Raw genomic sequence first — 15,003 nt, 5'->3', positions numbered from 1 at the left:
CGCTGTGAGGACGCTGAGGTCACCTGAACGGGTCGTGCGCGGGAATCCCGGGTGGATCGTCCATAGTGGTCTGCATGCGCATCCTCGTGGTCGACGACGATCGGCACGTGGCCGAGACACTGCGCCGGATGATGGTGGCCGAGGGCTGGGTGGTCGAGGTCGTCCACGACGGAGTGCGGGGCCTCGAGAAGGCCACGATCGAACGCTTCGACGTCATCGTGCTCGACATCATGATGCCCGGGCTCAACGGCTACGAGGTGGTGCGCAGGCTCCGCAGTGCCCGCGTGTGGACGCCCATCATGATGCTCACGGCCAAGGACGGGGAGTACGACCAGGCCGACGCCTTCGACTTCGGCGCCGACGACTACCTCACCAAGCCCTTCTCGTTCGTCGTGCTGATCGCGCGTCTGCGTGCCCTCGCGCGACGCGGTGCACCCGAACGTCCGGCGGTGCTCACCGCGGGTGATCTCACCCTCGATCCCTCCGCACACACCGCCCACCGCGGTGGCACCCTGCTCAAACTCACCCCGAAGGAGTTCAGCCTCCTCGAGTACCTCATGCAGCACAAGGGTGAGGTGGTGTCCAAGTCGGAGATCCTCGACTCGGTGTGGGACCCGCACTATCGCGGTGACGACAACGTCGTCGAGGTCTACGTCAGCTATCTGCGGCGCCGGATCGACGCCCCGTTCGGCTGCAAGACCATCGAGACCATCCGGGGGGTCGGCTACAAGTTCGCCGCCGACGGAGGTGGCTGATCGGGCCAGCCGTGCACCGGGAGCGTGAACCCGATCGCCGCACCCCCCGATTCCGAATCACCGATCGTCAGCTCACCGCCGTGTGCCCGGATGATCTCGCCGACGATGGCCAGCCCGAGGCCGGATCCGGTCGAGTCGCCCGCGCTGCGCTGCCGGGCGGTGTCCAGGCGTACGAACCGCTCGGTGATCCGATCCTTGTCCTCGTCGGGGATCCCGGGTCCGTCATCGGCGACGACGACAGTCACCGTTCCGGCCGGATCGGTGTCCACATCCGTGGCGTCCATCGGAGAGCCGTCCACATCCGAGCCGTCCACAGCGGTGCCGACCCCCCGGGGCGGCGCGTCGCCGATCCGCTCCATGGTGATCGACAGACGTCCGCGCGCATAGCGGGCCGCGTTGTCGGCGATGTTGCGCAGGGCGCGCGTGAGCTTCTCGGCATCACCGGTGATCCGGGTGGCGACGATCCGCGTGTCGATCTCGAGGTCGGTGACGGCCTCGAGCCGGGCCACCTCGGCGCTCACGATGTCGTCGAGGTCGACGTCGTCGAGCCGCAGCGGCACGCCGCTCTCGTCGGCGCGGGCGAGCAACAACATGTCGGCCACCATCTGCTGCAGACGCAGTGCGTCCGGCAGCATCACCTCGGACGCCGTTGCCGTGTCGATCGGCTGATCGGTGGCCCGCGACAGGTCGAGGAGCCCGACGAGCGTGGTCAGCGGACTGTTCAGTTCATGTGAGGCGTTGTTGACGAACTGCAGCTGGCGGCGCCGGGCGGACTCGATCCGCCCGAGCATCCCGTTCATCGTGTCCGCCAGGGCGGCGATCTCGTCTCCGGTGGCCGGCACCGGCACGCGTTCGGTCAGGTCGCCGCCGGAGATCTCGTCGACCCGATGACGGATCCGATCAACCGGTCGCAGCGCTCGACCCACCAGCACATACGTCAGCCAGGCCATTCCCACCACGACGATCGGGAAGACGATGCAGCAGAGCACGGCGACCAGTCCGACGGTCCGGTTGATCGGATCCTTGCGTGCCCCGACCTCGACCGTGAGGACACCATCGGAGGTCGACACACCCAATGCGCTGACGCGGAGGTCGTCACCCATGTCGCCCTGCTCGGCCTCGTGTTCGCTGCGGTGCTGTCCCGGTTGCAGCGTCGGCAGCAGCGGCTCGACATACCGCGGGTCGTTCGTGACGACGACGCGCCCGTCGGCGTCCACGACCTGGATCACCGCGATGTTCTGGCCGGTCGTCAGGAGCGACCGGTCGATGGTCGACAGGCCTCGGTCCCGCACATTGTCGGCGATCTGTTGCGCCCGGGCCGCGGTGGTGGCGTCGGCGCTGCGCACCAGCACATGGTGGAGGGCGAAGACCATCACCACCGCGGCGATCGCGAGCGCGATCGTGACGAGAGCGGTGGCGATCAGGGTCAGGCGCATGCGCACCGGTCGCGTCCTGCGCACCGCACGGCTGACGGCCGTTGTCAGGTGAGCACGCATCCGTCGACAGTAACCGCAGTGCGGGACGTCGCCACGATCGTCCTCAGCGATGTCCAAGCCTGCCGATTGCCCGACGACCGGCCGGACGACAGGATGTGCGGGTGACCAATCTGAACGGCGCGCTGATCCCGATCGGCCCCGGACTCCTGGTGGTCGTCGCCGTCCTCGCGGTGGCGGCGGTGCTGGTGAACCGATGGAGCGGGCCGGGATTGGCGACGACGACAGCTGTGGCGTGCCTGCGCGCGGTGGTCCAGCTGGCTGCTCTCGCCGCGATCCTGGCACTCGTGATCGGCCGGTTGTGGGCGTCGGCACTGTTCGTCGTGGTGATGGCGTCGGTGGCGGCGTGGACGTCGGCCGGTCGGGTCACCGGTCGGCGTGCCCGGCCGGTGGCGTTTCTCCGTTGTCTGTTGCCGGTCGCGGCTCCGACGCTGGTGCTCGTCGTCGTGCTCGTGCTGATCGGGATCCTGCCGGCGAACGGTCTGGTGATCATCCCGACCGCCGGGATCATGTTCGGTGGCGCGATGAACACCACGTCGCTGGCCGGCAAGCGGGCCCATGACGAACTGCGTACCCGGAAGGGTGAAGTGGAGGCAGCACTGTCATTGGGATTCCTCCCGCGGGACGCGCGCCTGGAGATCTGTCGTCCGGCCGCGATCACCGCGCTCATCCCGGGCCTGGATCAGACCCGGTCGGTGGGACTGGTGACGATCCCTGGCGCGTTCGTGGGCATGGTGCTCGGTGGCGCGTCGACGACCGCCGCGGCGGCGATGCAGTTGTTCGTGTTGATCGCGTTGCTCGCGGTGAGCGCGGTCGCGGCGGTCATCACCGTGGAGATGGTGGCGCGCAGCCGGTTCGGACTCTGACCGTACTGTGGGTTCTACCGACACTTGGTCTGTCGACACTTGGTCTGTCACCACGCAGTCGGTCACCACGCAGTCGGTCACCACACGGCCGGGCGGATCTCACACCACCCGCAGCGACCCTCGGCTCGGGCCGGCCGCCCCGGTGTCGACCCGGAGTACGTGGCCACGATTGCGGGGCAGATCGACGACGTCGAGTCCCCGTACCTCGAAGTGGTTGCGGCGCACCCGGACCGTGACCCGTGCTCCCGGGATGATCCCGGCGGAGATCAACCGATCCATCAGCGGGGCATCGTCCTGACCGCTCTCCGCGATCAGCGCGACGGTCCCGGTGACGGTGGTTCCCGGCGGTCCCAGGTCGACCAGCGGGACCGCGGAGACCGGCTCGGCGGGTGCCAAACCGAGGAGGTCGAGTCCGGGGACGGGGTTGCCCCACGGGGAGCGGCGCGGATCGTCGAGGGTCGCGGCGATCGACCGTTCGACGTCCTCGGTCATCACGTGCTGCCAACGCAGAGCCTCGGCGTGCGCCGCCTGCGCAGGCATCCCGAGGATCTCGGTGAGCATGCGTTCGGCCAGGCGGTGGCGCCTGGCGACCACGACGGCGTGGCGGAGCCCGAGGTCGGTCAACCGGACGTGGTGGTCGGTTCCGACGGACACCAGCCCGGCCGAGGTCAATCGGGCCACGGTCTGGGTGACCGTGGGTCCGGCCTGCCCGAGCCGTTCGCTGATCCGGACCCGGCGCGGCACCACGCCGTCCTCGACGAGCGTGTAGATGGTCCAGAGATAGGCCTCGAGTGCGGGGGTCATCGGCACGGTCGGAGTGTCCACGGCCGAGGAACCGTCGGTGACGTCACGAGTTGAGGAGACCGGCATGGCAAGGACTCTAGGGTCGGAATGCGAGCCGTCCCAGCGCTCCTAAGCGTGCCCTAAGCTTCGCGGGTCGGCCCGCCGCAGAGAATCACCGCCGCAGAGATTCACAGCGGGAGGGGCCGATTCTCGACGACGGTCTTCATCACCAGCGTCGAGACCAGCCGCCGCACCCCGGGCAGGGTGGCGAGACGCTCGTCGTAGATCGTCTGGAAAGTCTGCTGATCGCGTGCGATGACGCGCAGCAGGTAGTCGGGGTCACCGAAGAGCCGTTGCGCCTGCAGGACGTAGGGGACGGCGGCGACCGCCTCTTCGAACGCGTCGATCGCGACACGGTTGGCCGACTCCATCGAGACGAAGATCAGCGCCTCGAAGGTGAGTCCGAGGCCGCCGGCGTCCAGAAGGGCGTGATATCCACGGATCGCCCCGGATGCCTCGAGCGCTCGCAGTCGCCGATGGCAGGGGGACAGGCTCAGGTTGACCCGGTCGGCCAGCTCCGTGACGGTCAACCTGCCGTCGGATTGCAGCGCCGCAAGAATCTTCTTGTCAGTCCGATCCATGAGAAAGAATCTACTCAGGTTCAGCGCTCATGACGAGATGTGCGCAAACATTTCCGCCCGTCTCCGGCATAGCGTTTCGGTAGTAGATATCGAGAAGACACAAGGGTTGAGGTGTAGGCATGGCATGGCAGTCGGTCGCCGCATTCTGGGCGGTCTCGCTGGTGTTCGTCCTCACTCCGGGCGCCGATTGGGCGTATGCGATCGCTGCCGGGGTCCGGGATCGGACGGTGGTTCCCGCCATCGGCGGCATGCTCGGTGGCCACGTGCTCGCCACCGTGGTGGTCGCGACCGGAATCGCCGCGGTGATCGCGGGCACGCCGGAGGTGATGACCGCGGTCACCGTCACCGGCGCGCTCTACCTCGCATGGTTGGGGATCGCGACCCTGCGCCATCCACCCACGCCGCAGATCGCCGAGACATCGGGTGACATCTCGTGGATTCGTCGGGCAGGCAAGGGTTTCGGTGTGAGCGCACTCAACCCCAAGGTGTTCCTGCTGATCGTCGCCCTGCTACCGCAGTTCACCACGGCCGGTTCCGGATGGCCGATCGGCTGGCAGATCACCGCCCTCGGCGCCGTCCACCTCATCGGGTGCGCGGCGGTCTATGCCGCTGTCGGCCTGAGTGCGCGGCGGGTGTTGCGGGCCCGGCCGTCGGCGGCGCGGATGGTGGCGCGGGTGTCGGGTGTGGCGATGATCGGGATCGGGGCGGTGTTGGTCCTCGAGAACGTGCTGTGACCGTGACCCCGCTGCTCGTTGGGCCCGTGTGAACCCGAAGCAAGTGTGATGGACGAGACTCGTCATCGATTCGAGACCACACGCTGCCGCACCTGGAATCGGGGGTCCGAGATCCGCCAGACCCGCAGAGGGGGCCGCCCCACGAACCAGCCGGTCTCAGCCGGTCCAGGCCGGCGACCGGGTGTGGCGCGTGGGGTCCATCGATTCGTTCGGTCCCTCACCTCGCGCCGACCTGATCGTGATCAAGTACGAGTTCGTGCGCGCCGACGGGCACGCGGTCCAGTCGGGGTGGACATCACTGTTCGCGCGAAGCGGCGGTGGTGTCGACCCCCGCGATCGCCGACGAGACCAGGCGGGTGATGATCGTGCCCCCCGATGAGCCGGTCACCGAACCGATCGGACCCGATCTCACGATGGTCGCCGACGATCCGCAACGCCGATGGACCCCGCGGCCCGCCACCACACCGGTCGGTGCGTGGCAGGGCGACAACGCACTGCGGGAGTACACCGCACACATGACCCGCGCCGACCTGGTGCAGTACTCGGGTATCGCGGGGATCCCGATCCGATCGGCTTCGGCGGCCGGCTCACCCGGATGGCCGGTCTGGACACAGTGGTGTCCCAGGCCATGCCGACGATGGCGCCGGCCGGCGCCCACGTCACCGCGCTCGTGGGCGACCCGGCGGCGGTGCGTGGGTTCCGCGCCACGTTCACCAGCCCGGTGTTCGTACATCCGGACCGCCCCGACGAGGTCACCTGCGGTGCCAGGGTGACGGACCTCGACCTCGCTGCCCGGCGCGGCGAACTCGCCATCACCGCAACACATCTGGGCACGCTGGTGTTCGATCGGTGCTCGGCGTTCGTCGATCTGCGTCAACGGCCGGTCCGAGAACCTCGACGGTCGGCCGATCAGATCGAGCTCAGCCGACCAGGTCGTCGGTCTTGTTGTCCAGGGCGAACATCCGCAACGCGGTGAACACGGTCAGCCGGTGTTCGGGATCCGACATGATCGGTCCGACGATGGTCTCGATCCGGGTGATCTTCCCGCGCAGCGTGTTCGGATGGATGTACAGGCGGCGCGCCGATTCGCTGATGTTGCAGTCGGTGGCCAGCAGCAGCCGCAGCACCCGCCGTTGTTCGAGTGCGTCGTCGGTGTTGTCGGCGATCGACCCGAGCGTCTCGGCGACGAACACGCGACGCACGTGTTCGGGCAGTTGGTAGAGGATCGCCAGGACACCGAGATCGGCGTGCCGGGTGAGCCGGTTGATCGCGCCCGTGCGGCTCCCGACCGCTGCCGCCCGACGGGCCTGGCGGAACGACCCCGTGTAGCCGCGGACGTCGCTGGCCGGATCTCCGGAACCGATGGCGATGGGAACCGGAACGGCCCGGCAGATGTCGCGGGCGACTGCCGTCAGATCGACATCGGCACGCAGGAGCACGACACACAGACCCTCTTTGACGATCGTCACCGACGCCCCGTCGAAGCGCAGACACACCGAGTGGATCTGCGCCCGGAGCCGTTGCAGCCCTGCCATGTTCACCGACACGCTGAACACCTCGACAGCAATCGCGACCGCCGGGAGTCCCGAGAACAGCGTCAGCCGCCGACTCCGGCGAACCGCCTGTTCCCGGAGGGCGAGATCGTCGCCGAGGATGTCCTTGAGCGCCCGTGCCGCTTCCATCGCGCGCTCGTCACCCATGGTCGGCAACCGCGTGTGCAGCGCGAGGAGAGGCCGTGCCAGCTCGATCATCTCGTGCTCGGACTCCCCGAGTGGACGAGCCCGCCGGATCACCAGGGAGGAGCGTGGGCCGAGCCGGACGGTGATGTCGGTGCCGCGCGAACCCACGCCCGTGCCGGCCCGGCCCGCCGTTCGGGCACCGGTGTCATCGGCGATGAAATCCACTGGCGCCTTGACCATCTCGGAGAGAACCAGCACCAGTTCGGCAGGCGACGCCGCCGCCCGCAGCAAGCGCTGCGGGATGTCGGCGGCTGCCGGTTCACTGCCGGGCTCCGGATCGCGGGGGCGCTCGACGAGCCGACGGACCCGTTCGGTCAGACCCGGCCGTGACTCCCGGTCCCACAGGACCGCGACCCCGCACCGCTCGGCCTCGGACACGAACGCCGCCGGCGGGTTCAACGGACGAGCCGGACACACCATCACGGCGCCGGGGCCGTGATGGTGCAGCACGGGGCCGAGGAGGGCCACCAGATCGGGCATCGGACCGTCGACCCGGTCGGGTCGCCACGTCATGAGCACGAGATCGCCCTCGCCCGGCACCGGCATCTCGTCGTCGCGGTCATCGAGGTCGACGACGCGCCGGATGATGTGCCCGGTATCGGCGCGTTCGGTGACGATCACCGTCTCGGTCTGCGCCGCCAATGTGGCGACGGTCACCGCCGGACATGACCCCGGTTCGGCTGCCAGGGGAACGTCACCCCGGTCCGCCATGTCTTCCTCCTGGGGTTCACACCGCCGTACGGCGGCCCAACGGCCGAACGGATCCCGCCGCCGGACGGCCAATGATGCACAGTAGTCGGATGACCTCGCTCCCGCCGCTCAGCCTTGCCGACGTGTGCGGTCCTTCGGCCTCCGCACGCGCCCGTCAGTTCGACCTCCTCGACGCCGCGTTGTCGAGCGTCGGGTACGCCTACCTGGACGGTCACGGCATTCCCGCCGACCTGACCACCGAACTGTTCGGCACCACCAGGGACTTCTTCACCGGCGATCCACGGATCCGGCATGAGGTGGCGCAGCCCGAACCCCAGCAGGTCCGGGGATGGTCGGGCGTGGGGTCGGAGAGCATGTCGTTCGTCCTCGACGAGGAGTCACACGGTGACCTCAAGGAGAAGATGGACATCGGCCCGCTGGACATCACTGCCGACGACGCCGACCCGTACACCCTGCGCTTCGTCAACCTGTGGCCACGTGGACATCCCGGCTTCCGTCCGGCGTGGGAGGAGTACTACCGGCACCAGCGTCGGATCGGCGCGGCCCTGCTCTCGCTGACCGCCGAGGGATTCGACCTCCCACGCGATCATTTCGAGCCGCTGTTCACCGACGAGCTGAGCATGCTGCGGGCGCTGTTCTTTCCCGAACAGGTGGCCGAACCCCTGCCGCACCAGTTCCGGGCCGGCACCCACACCGACTACGGCGCGTTCACCATCGTGTGCGCCGAATCCACCGTCGGCGGTCTGCAGGTCTTCGATCCGGACGGTGAATGGCTGGAGATCGCCACCTCGCCGTCGCGCCTGGTGATCCTCGTGGGTGACCTCCTGGCCGAGTGGACCGCCAACCGGTGGCCGGTCACGGTCCATCGCACGGTCAACCCACCTCGCTCGGTCGCCTTCGAGAGTTCACGGCTGTCTTTCGCCTTCTACCAGCATCCGTCGTACTCGACCGCGATCACCGAGCTGCCCGCCCTGGCGACCCGTTCCGGCGGATACACCGAAGAGCTCCTGGCGGGGCCGCACCTGGTGGAGAAGTACGTCCGGCAGACCACCTTCGACCACTTCCCCCGTCGCTGATCGCACCCGTGGCCGAATCACCCCGTGGCCGAATCACCCCGTCGACGAATCACCCCGTCGTCGAATCACCCCGTAGCCGAACCGGGGCCGGCGATCGGCCCGGACCACGCATCCCCCGGCGCACGTGTGCCCGTGTTACGCGGGTGCGTCGTCCCATCACCGGGAGATGTCCGTTCGTTTCCTCTGTGTTTCCGCTGTGACGGTCGGTCAGCCACCTCGGACACATGTGGTGAACCGTGCCCATTCTTCTGACGTCCGCGACCCGACAGACTCATTCACGTCGGAACAATTGCTTTGTCGCTCAGGAGGTTTTCGTGACCGTAGTGCCCCTCATCGACGTCTCCGCATTGCTCGGGGACGACGAGGACGCCAAGAACGCCGTGGGTGAGGCCTTCGACGAGGCCGGCCGGGAGATCGGCTTCTTCCAGGTCGTCAACCATGGTGTACCCGACGAGGTCATCGATGCCATGTACCGCGTCTCCGACGACTTCTTCGCCCTCGGCACCGAGGAGAAGCGGCTGGTCCAGCAACCCACCCCGGAGGCCGTCCGGGGCTACTCCTCGATCGGCGAGCAGGCCTTCTCCTACAGCGAGGACATCCGGCAGCCGCGGGACCTGCACGAGAAGTTCGACGTCGGCCCGGTCGACGTCGACCGCTCCGATCCGTACTATTCACCGGACAGCTCCGGACCCCACTTCCTGCCCAACACGTGGCCTGCACGGCCCGAGGGGATGGAAGAGATCTGGACGTCCTACTTCCGCGAGATGAACGCGCTCGCACGGCGTCTGATGAGTGCCTTCGCCCGCGGCCTCGACGTCGATCCCGACTACTTCGTCGACACGATCGACCGGGACATCAGCATGCTGCGTGCGATCAACTACCCGCACATGGACACCCCGCCGCAGCCCGGCCAGATGCGTGCCGGTGCGCACACCGACTACGGCAGTCTCACCATCGTGCGCCAGGAGCAGGCCCCGGGCGGGCTGGAGGTGTTCACCCAGGACGGCGACTGGGTACCGGTCCCGGTGGTGCCCGGTGCGCTGGTGGTCAACATCGGTGACCTGATGGCCCAGTGGACCAACGACCAGTGGATCTCCACCCGCCACCGGGTGCGCCCGCCGCAGCCGGACGCCGCGGGCAACACCCGCCGGATGAGTCTGGTGTTCTTCCACCAGCCCAACCACGACGCGGTGATCGAGTGCCTGCCGAGTTGCGTCGAACCGGGTGAGGAACCCCGGTATGCCCCGATCAGCTCGGGCGACCACCTCACCTCGAAGTTCGAGAAGACCATCTCCTTCGCCGGCTGATGGATGTGTCGGCGAACCGACCCTTCGAGATCGAGCTGGCGCGGACCGGTGAGGTCGTCGTCGTCCCGTCCGATCGCTCGGCGCTGTCGGTGCTGATGGCGGCCCGGGACGGCCTGGACTCCAACTGTCTTCGCGGTGAGTGCGGTGCATGCGTCCAGACGCTGATGTCCGGCGAGCCGGATCATCGCGACACGGTGCTGTCGGACCGGGCGAAGGCCGCCGGTCGGCGGTTCATCCCCTGTGTGAGTCGCGCACCCGGTGGACGTCTGGTCCTCGATCTGTGACCGCACGCCCGATGGACGTGCGCCACCGGCGGCGCGGAACACACCGAAGCCGGTCACCGAAAACACTGCGGGACAGCAGTTCCCGTATCGATCGCCCAGAAACTGTCGAATGAGAGGACACCATGTCCGGCCCCTACCTGTCGTTCGCGAGTGTGATCGCCGACGACATCGTGGCCCTGAGTTCGTTCTACGCCGAGGTCTTCGGTCTCGACGAGGTCACCGAGTTGCGTTCGGAGCACTTCCGCGGACTCCGACTCGGTGACACGATCCTCGGATTCAGCACCTCGCACGCCTATCAGTTGTTGAATCTCACCCCGCCACGGGACACGTCGGGTACCACCTCCTTCATCACCGTCGAGGTCGACGACGAACCGTCCGTCGACCGGCTCACCACCGCTGCGGTGGCCATCGGGGCCCGGTGCGTCGCCGGCCCTACCCGCACGTATTACCGAGCGTGGCAATCCGTCCTGCTCGATCCGGAGGGAAATGCGTTCCGGATCAACCATCTTCGACTCGGCGACCACTGACGTTCGCCCACACCACAACCGGATGCCCTCCCCGATGCGGGGGTCGTCCACGACATCGGCGTCGACCACATCTGATTCACCGTCCGGTTCGTCCGGACCAGTCATCACCATCGGGCCACGTGCCCGATGGGGAGGAGCACCATGTCACTGTTCGGTTGGCAACGTACCGATGGCGACGGGGTGGTGGCACCGCATGAGCGGCTGCCATGGCCCGGCACCATCGGCATCGGTTTGCAGCATGTCGTCGCCATGTTCGGCGCCACCTTCCTGGTACCGGTCCTGACCGGGTTCCCGCCGGCCACCACACTGCTGTTCTCGGGTATCGGCACCATCCTGTTCCTGCTGATCACCCGCAACCGGTTACCGAGCTACCTCGGTTCGAGTTTCGCGATCATCGCCCCGGTCACCGCCGCATCCACATCGCATGGCCCGGGTGGGGCACTCGGTGGTCTGATCACGGTCGGCGTGCTCGTGATGATCATCGGCGCCGTCGTCCACTTCGTCGGTATCGGCTGGATCGAGAAGCTGATGCCACCGATCTGTACGGGTGCGATCGTCGCACTCGTCGGCTTCAACCTGGCGCCGGTCGCCAAGAGCAACTTCGAGCAGGGGCCGGTCACCGGTTTCATCGTGCTCGCGCTGATGCTCGGCTGTCTGGTCTTCTTCCGCGGTCTGATCGGCCGGCTGTCGGTGTTCGCCGCCGTGGTGGTGGGATACCTCGTCGCCCTCGCCCGCGGCGAGGTCGACACCTCGGGGATCGCCGACGCCGCCTGGATCGGCCTGCCCGACTTCACTTCCCCCACCTTCCACTTCTCGGTGATGCCCATGTTCATACCGGTGGTACTGGTGCTCGTGGTGGAGAACATCGGTCACGTCAAGTCGATCAGCGCGATGACCGGAACCGACAACGACAAGTACATGGGCCGTGCCCTGTTCGCCGACGGCCTGGCCACCACCGTCTCCGGCGCCGGCGGCGGTTCGGGAACCACCACCTATGCCGAGAACATCGGCGTCATGGCGGCCACCAAGGTGTACTCGACCGCCGCCTACTGGGTGGCCGCGATCGCCGCGATCGTCCTGGGCCTGTGCCCGAAGGTCGGTGCCACCGTCGCCGCCATCCCGCCGGGCGTCCTCGGCGGTGCCACCGTGGCACTGTACGGTCTGGTCGGTATCCTCGGCGTGCACATCTGGGTGATCAACCGCGTCGACTTCTCGCAGCCGATCAACCAGTTCACCGCGGCCATCGCGCTGGTGATCGGCATCGCCGACTTCACCTGGACCATCGGTGATCTGAGCTTCGGCGGCATCGCACTGGGTGCGATCTCCGCGGTGGTCGTCTACCACGCATTGCGGATCATCGGGACGTGGCGCAAGACCGTTGCCCCGCAGCCGGATCCCACCACCGAGAACCTCGACATCGAACTGCCGCCCCGGGACTCGTCGGCGCCCTCGGCCACCGATGACCTGATCGTCCACGCCGACGGCACGACGGAACCGACGCAGGCCCGCAGCCCGCACTGACCGCTCGACCGACCGCATCCCGACGCCGCGGTACACCGAAAGCCCCCGGAATGTCGACCACCGGAGTCTCGAACACCGGGGTATCGGCGTCACGACAAGGAGTGAAACATGGCAACGACGCTGATCACCGGCGGCACCGTGGTGTCCAGTACGGGTCGCCAGCGCATCGACGTGCTCGTCGACGGCGAACGGATCACCGCGCTGATCGACCCCACCGCACAACCGTTCGGTCCGGCACTGGCCGACAACGTGGACGAGGTGATCGACGCGTCGGGGATGTATGTCATCCCCGGCGGCGTCGACGCCCACACGCACATGGAGATGCCGTTCGGCGGGACCACCGCCGCCGACACCTTCGAGACGGGGACCCGGGCCGCCGCACACGGCGGCACGACGACCATCATCGACTTCGCGATCCAGACCCCGGGAGAGCGCCTACAGGACACCCTCGAACTCTGGCACACCAAGGCCGCGGGCAACTGTGCCGTCGACTACGGCTTCCACCAGATCGTCGGCGACGTCAACGCCGAATCCCTACGCGCCATGGACGAACTCGTGAACGAGGGGGTCACCAGCTTCAAGCTGTTCATGGCCTACCCCGGGGTGTACTACTCCGACGACGGCCAGATCCTGCGTGCCATGCAGGCGTGCGCCGCCAACGGGGCACTGATGATGATGCACGCCGAGAACGGCATCGCCATCGACCAGCTGATCGCCCAGCACATCGGTCGGGGTGAGACGTCGCCGTACTACCACGGGGTGTCTCGGCCGTGGCAGCTCGAGGAGGAGGCCACCCACCGCGCTATCATGTTGGCCGACGTGACCGGTGCACCCCTCTACATCGTGCACGTGTCCGCGAAACAGGCTCTCGAACAGATCGCCACCGCCCGCGGCGCGGGGAAGAACGTCTTCGCCGAGACCTGCCCGCAGTACCTGTATCTGTCGCTGGAGGAGCAACTCGGTGCCGCCGGCTTCGACGGCGCGAAGTGGGTGTGTTCCACACCGCTGCGATCGCGTGCCGAAGGACACCAGGACGAGCTCTGGAAGTTCATCCGCACCCAGGATGTGTCAGGTGTGGCCACCGACCACTGCCCGTTCTGCATGAAGGACCAGAAGGAGATGGGTATCGGCGACTTCTCCAAGATCCCCAACGGGATCGGGGGAGTGGAGCACCGCGTCGACCTGATGTATCAGGGGGTCGTCGACGGACGGATCAGTCTGGAGCGGTGGGTGGACGTCTGCTCGACCACACCGGCACGGATGTTCGGGATGTACCCGCGCAAGGGCATCATCGCACCGGGGGCCGACGCCGACATCGTCCTCTACGATCCGAAGGGGCACACCAGTATCGGGCTGGGCAAGACCCACCACATGAACCTCGACCACTCCGCGTGGGAGGGATTCGAGATCGATGGTGCGATCCGTCGGGTGATCTCCCGCGGCACGACGATCGTCGACAACGGCATCTACCACGGCAAGACCGGCCACGGGCAGTTCGTGGCCCGCGCCCTCTCGCAGAACCTCATCTGATCAGGAGAACGTCATGGACTTCGGAGTCGTCATGCAGAACGACCCGCCCGCCTCCCGCGTCGTGGAGCTGGCGGTGGCCGCAGAGAATCGTGGGTTCTCCCACGTGTGGACCTTCGACTCACACGTGTTGTGGCAAGAACCCAATGTGGTCTACAGCCAGATCCTCGCAGCCACCCGCACCGTCATGGTGGGCCCGATGGTGACCAACCCGGTGACCCGCGATCCGAGTGTCACGGCCTCGACGTTCGCGACGCTGAACTCGATGTACGGCAATCGGACGGTGTGCGGCATCGGTCGCGGGGACTCCGCGGTCCGCGTGGTCTCGGGTAAGCCGTCCACGCTGGCCACCCTGCGCGAGGCGATCACCGTGATCTCCGCACTCGGCAACGGCCGCGGTGTCGAGATCAACGGCACCGCCGTGCGGTTCCCGTGGGGGAGCCGTTCACGTCTTCCGGTCTACGGCGCCGGATACGGCCCGAAGGCACTCGAACTCATCGGCACCCACTGTGACGGGTTCATCCTGCAACTGGCCGATCCGGCGATCGTCGAGTGGACCACGAAGCGGGTCAAACAGGCCGCGGTCGACGCCGGGCGGGATCCCGACGACGTGTCGATCATCGTCGCCGCCCCGGCATATGTCGGTGACGACATCGATCATCAACGCGCACAATGCCGATGGTTCGGCGGGATGGTCGGAAACCACGTCGCCGACCTGGTGGAGAAGTATGGCGGTGACGGCGCCGGCGATGTTCCTGCGGCGCTGACCGACTACATCGCCAACCGCACCGGCTATGACTACAACGAGCACGGACGGGCGGGCAACAGCCACACCGAGTTCGTGCCGGACGAGATCGTCGACCGGTTCTGCCTGCTCGGCGGTGTCGACGAGCACATCGCCAAGCTCGAGGACCTGCGCGCCCTCGGCGTCGACCAGTTCGCGGTGTACCTGCAGCACGACGGCAAGGACCAGACTCTCGCCGCCTATGGCGATCACATCATCCCGGCGCTCAATCCGGTTGCGCTCGCCCGCATCTGA

15 protein-coding genes are annotated in these 15,003 nt (G+C 67.5%); 10 read left to right on the top strand and 5 right to left on the bottom strand.

Going from position 1 to position 15,003, the window contains the following annotated elements; translation table 11 throughout:
* Positions 1 to 74: 74 nt before the first annotated feature.
* Positions 75 to 755: a response regulator transcription factor gene (locus Q9K23_RS00475; protein WP_053776798.1), complete on the top strand. Its 681-nt coding sequence runs from the start codon at positions 75 to 77 to the stop codon at positions 753 to 755.
* On the opposite strand, the gene Q9K23_RS00470 is transcribed toward Q9K23_RS00475, so the two are convergent.
* Positions 725 to 2,251 (bottom strand): ATP-binding protein, encoded by a 1,527-nt coding sequence (locus Q9K23_RS00470; protein WP_053776799.1) that lies wholly within the window; start codon positions 2,249 to 2,251, stop codon positions 725 to 727. The genes Q9K23_RS00475 and Q9K23_RS00470 overlap by 31 nt on opposite strands.
* Before the next feature lie 101 nt (positions 2,252 to 2,352).
* Between Q9K23_RS00470 and Q9K23_RS00465 the strand changes: the two genes are divergently transcribed.
* Positions 2,353 to 3,114, top strand: coding sequence for an ABC transporter permease (locus Q9K23_RS00465; protein ID WP_053776838.1), 762 nt, complete (start codon positions 2,353 to 2,355; stop codon positions 3,112 to 3,114).
* A 99-nt stretch (positions 3,115 to 3,213) separates the two neighbouring features.
* Here the strand turns inward: Q9K23_RS00465 and Q9K23_RS00460 are convergent, their stop codons facing one another.
* Together Q9K23_RS00460 and Q9K23_RS00455 are read right to left on the bottom strand one after the other, a co-directional pair.
* On the bottom strand, positions 3,214 to 3,918 hold the full coding sequence (locus Q9K23_RS00460; RefSeq protein WP_305950570.1) for a metal-dependent transcriptional regulator: 705 nt from the start codon (positions 3,916 to 3,918) through the stop codon (positions 3,214 to 3,216).
* Positions 3,919 to 4,085: 167 nt separating this feature from the next.
* Positions 4,086 to 4,538, bottom strand: coding sequence for an Lrp/AsnC family transcriptional regulator (locus tag Q9K23_RS00455; RefSeq protein ID WP_020789986.1), 453 nt, complete (start codon positions 4,536 to 4,538; stop codon positions 4,086 to 4,088).
* Positions 4,539 to 4,657: 119 nt separating this feature from the next.
* Here Q9K23_RS00455 and Q9K23_RS00450 point away from each other — a divergent pair, with 119 nt between their 5' ends.
* Positions 4,658 to 5,272: a LysE family translocator gene (locus tag Q9K23_RS00450; RefSeq protein WP_053776800.1), complete on the top strand. Its 615-nt coding sequence runs from the start codon at positions 4,658 to 4,660 to the stop codon at positions 5,270 to 5,272.
* A 295-nt stretch (positions 5,273 to 5,567) separates the two neighbouring features.
* Here the strand turns inward: Q9K23_RS00450 and Q9K23_RS00445 are convergent, their stop codons facing one another.
* The gene (locus Q9K23_RS00445) at positions 5,568 to 6,149 is read right to left on the bottom strand and encodes a hypothetical protein (protein ID WP_053776801.1); all 582 of its coding nucleotides are present in this window, start codon (positions 6,147 to 6,149) and stop codon (positions 5,568 to 5,570) included.
* A gap of 43 nt (positions 6,150 to 6,192) precedes the next feature.
* On the bottom strand, positions 6,193 to 7,722 hold the full coding sequence (locus Q9K23_RS00440) for a helix-turn-helix domain-containing protein (protein WP_059035457.1): 1,530 nt from the start codon (positions 7,720 to 7,722) through the stop codon (positions 6,193 to 6,195).
* Between the two features lie 89 nt (positions 7,723 to 7,811).
* Here Q9K23_RS00440 and Q9K23_RS00435 point away from each other — a divergent pair, with 89 nt between their 5' ends.
* The 7 genes from Q9K23_RS00435 (at position 7,812) to Q9K23_RS00405 (ending at position 15,003) form a co-directional block, all read left to right on the top strand.
* Complete coding sequence (locus Q9K23_RS00435; protein ID WP_053776803.1) at positions 7,812 to 8,798, top strand: 2-oxoglutarate and iron-dependent oxygenase domain-containing protein; 987 nt, start codon at positions 7,812 to 7,814, stop codon at positions 8,796 to 8,798.
* Positions 8,799 to 9,112: 314 nt separating this feature from the next.
* Positions 9,113 to 10,105 carry a 2-oxoglutarate and iron-dependent oxygenase domain-containing protein gene (locus tag Q9K23_RS00430; RefSeq protein WP_053776804.1) on the top strand — a complete coding sequence of 331 codons (993 nt, stop codon included), beginning with the start codon at positions 9,113 to 9,115 and terminating at the stop codon, positions 10,103 to 10,105.
* Positions 10,105 to 10,389 carry a 2Fe-2S iron-sulfur cluster binding domain-containing protein gene (locus tag Q9K23_RS00425; protein WP_020791362.1) on the top strand — a complete coding sequence of 95 codons (285 nt, stop codon included), beginning with the start codon at positions 10,105 to 10,107 and terminating at the stop codon, positions 10,387 to 10,389. Before Q9K23_RS00430 ends, Q9K23_RS00425 begins: the two co-directional genes overlap by 1 nt.
* A 122-nt stretch (positions 10,390 to 10,511) precedes the next feature.
* On the top strand, positions 10,512 to 10,916 hold the full coding sequence (locus Q9K23_RS00420) for a VOC family protein (protein ID WP_020791366.1): 405 nt from the start codon (positions 10,512 to 10,514) through the stop codon (positions 10,914 to 10,916).
* A gap of 141 nt (positions 10,917 to 11,057) precedes the next feature.
* The gene (locus Q9K23_RS00415) at positions 11,058 to 12,437 is read left to right on the top strand and encodes a solute carrier family 23 protein (protein ID WP_020791361.1); all 1,380 of its coding nucleotides are present in this window, start codon (positions 11,058 to 11,060) and stop codon (positions 12,435 to 12,437) included.
* 108 nt (positions 12,438 to 12,545) lie between these two features.
* Positions 12,546 to 13,967: a dihydropyrimidinase gene (gene hydA / locus Q9K23_RS00410; protein WP_053776805.1), complete on the top strand. Its 1,422-nt coding sequence runs from the start codon at positions 12,546 to 12,548 to the stop codon at positions 13,965 to 13,967.
* A gap of 13 nt (positions 13,968 to 13,980) precedes the next feature.
* Positions 13,981 to 15,003: a TIGR03842 family LLM class F420-dependent oxidoreductase gene (locus tag Q9K23_RS00405; protein ID WP_020790150.1), complete on the top strand. Its 1,023-nt coding sequence runs from the start codon at positions 13,981 to 13,983 to the stop codon at positions 15,001 to 15,003.

It is taken from the genome of Gordonia sp. NB41Y (genome assembly GCF_030718915.1).
GTDB lineage: Bacteria > Actinomycetota > Actinomycetes > Mycobacteriales > Mycobacteriaceae > Gordonia > Gordonia desulfuricans.
Note: the sequence above shows the minus strand (reverse complement) of the source record. Positions and strands in the feature narration are given on the sequence as shown.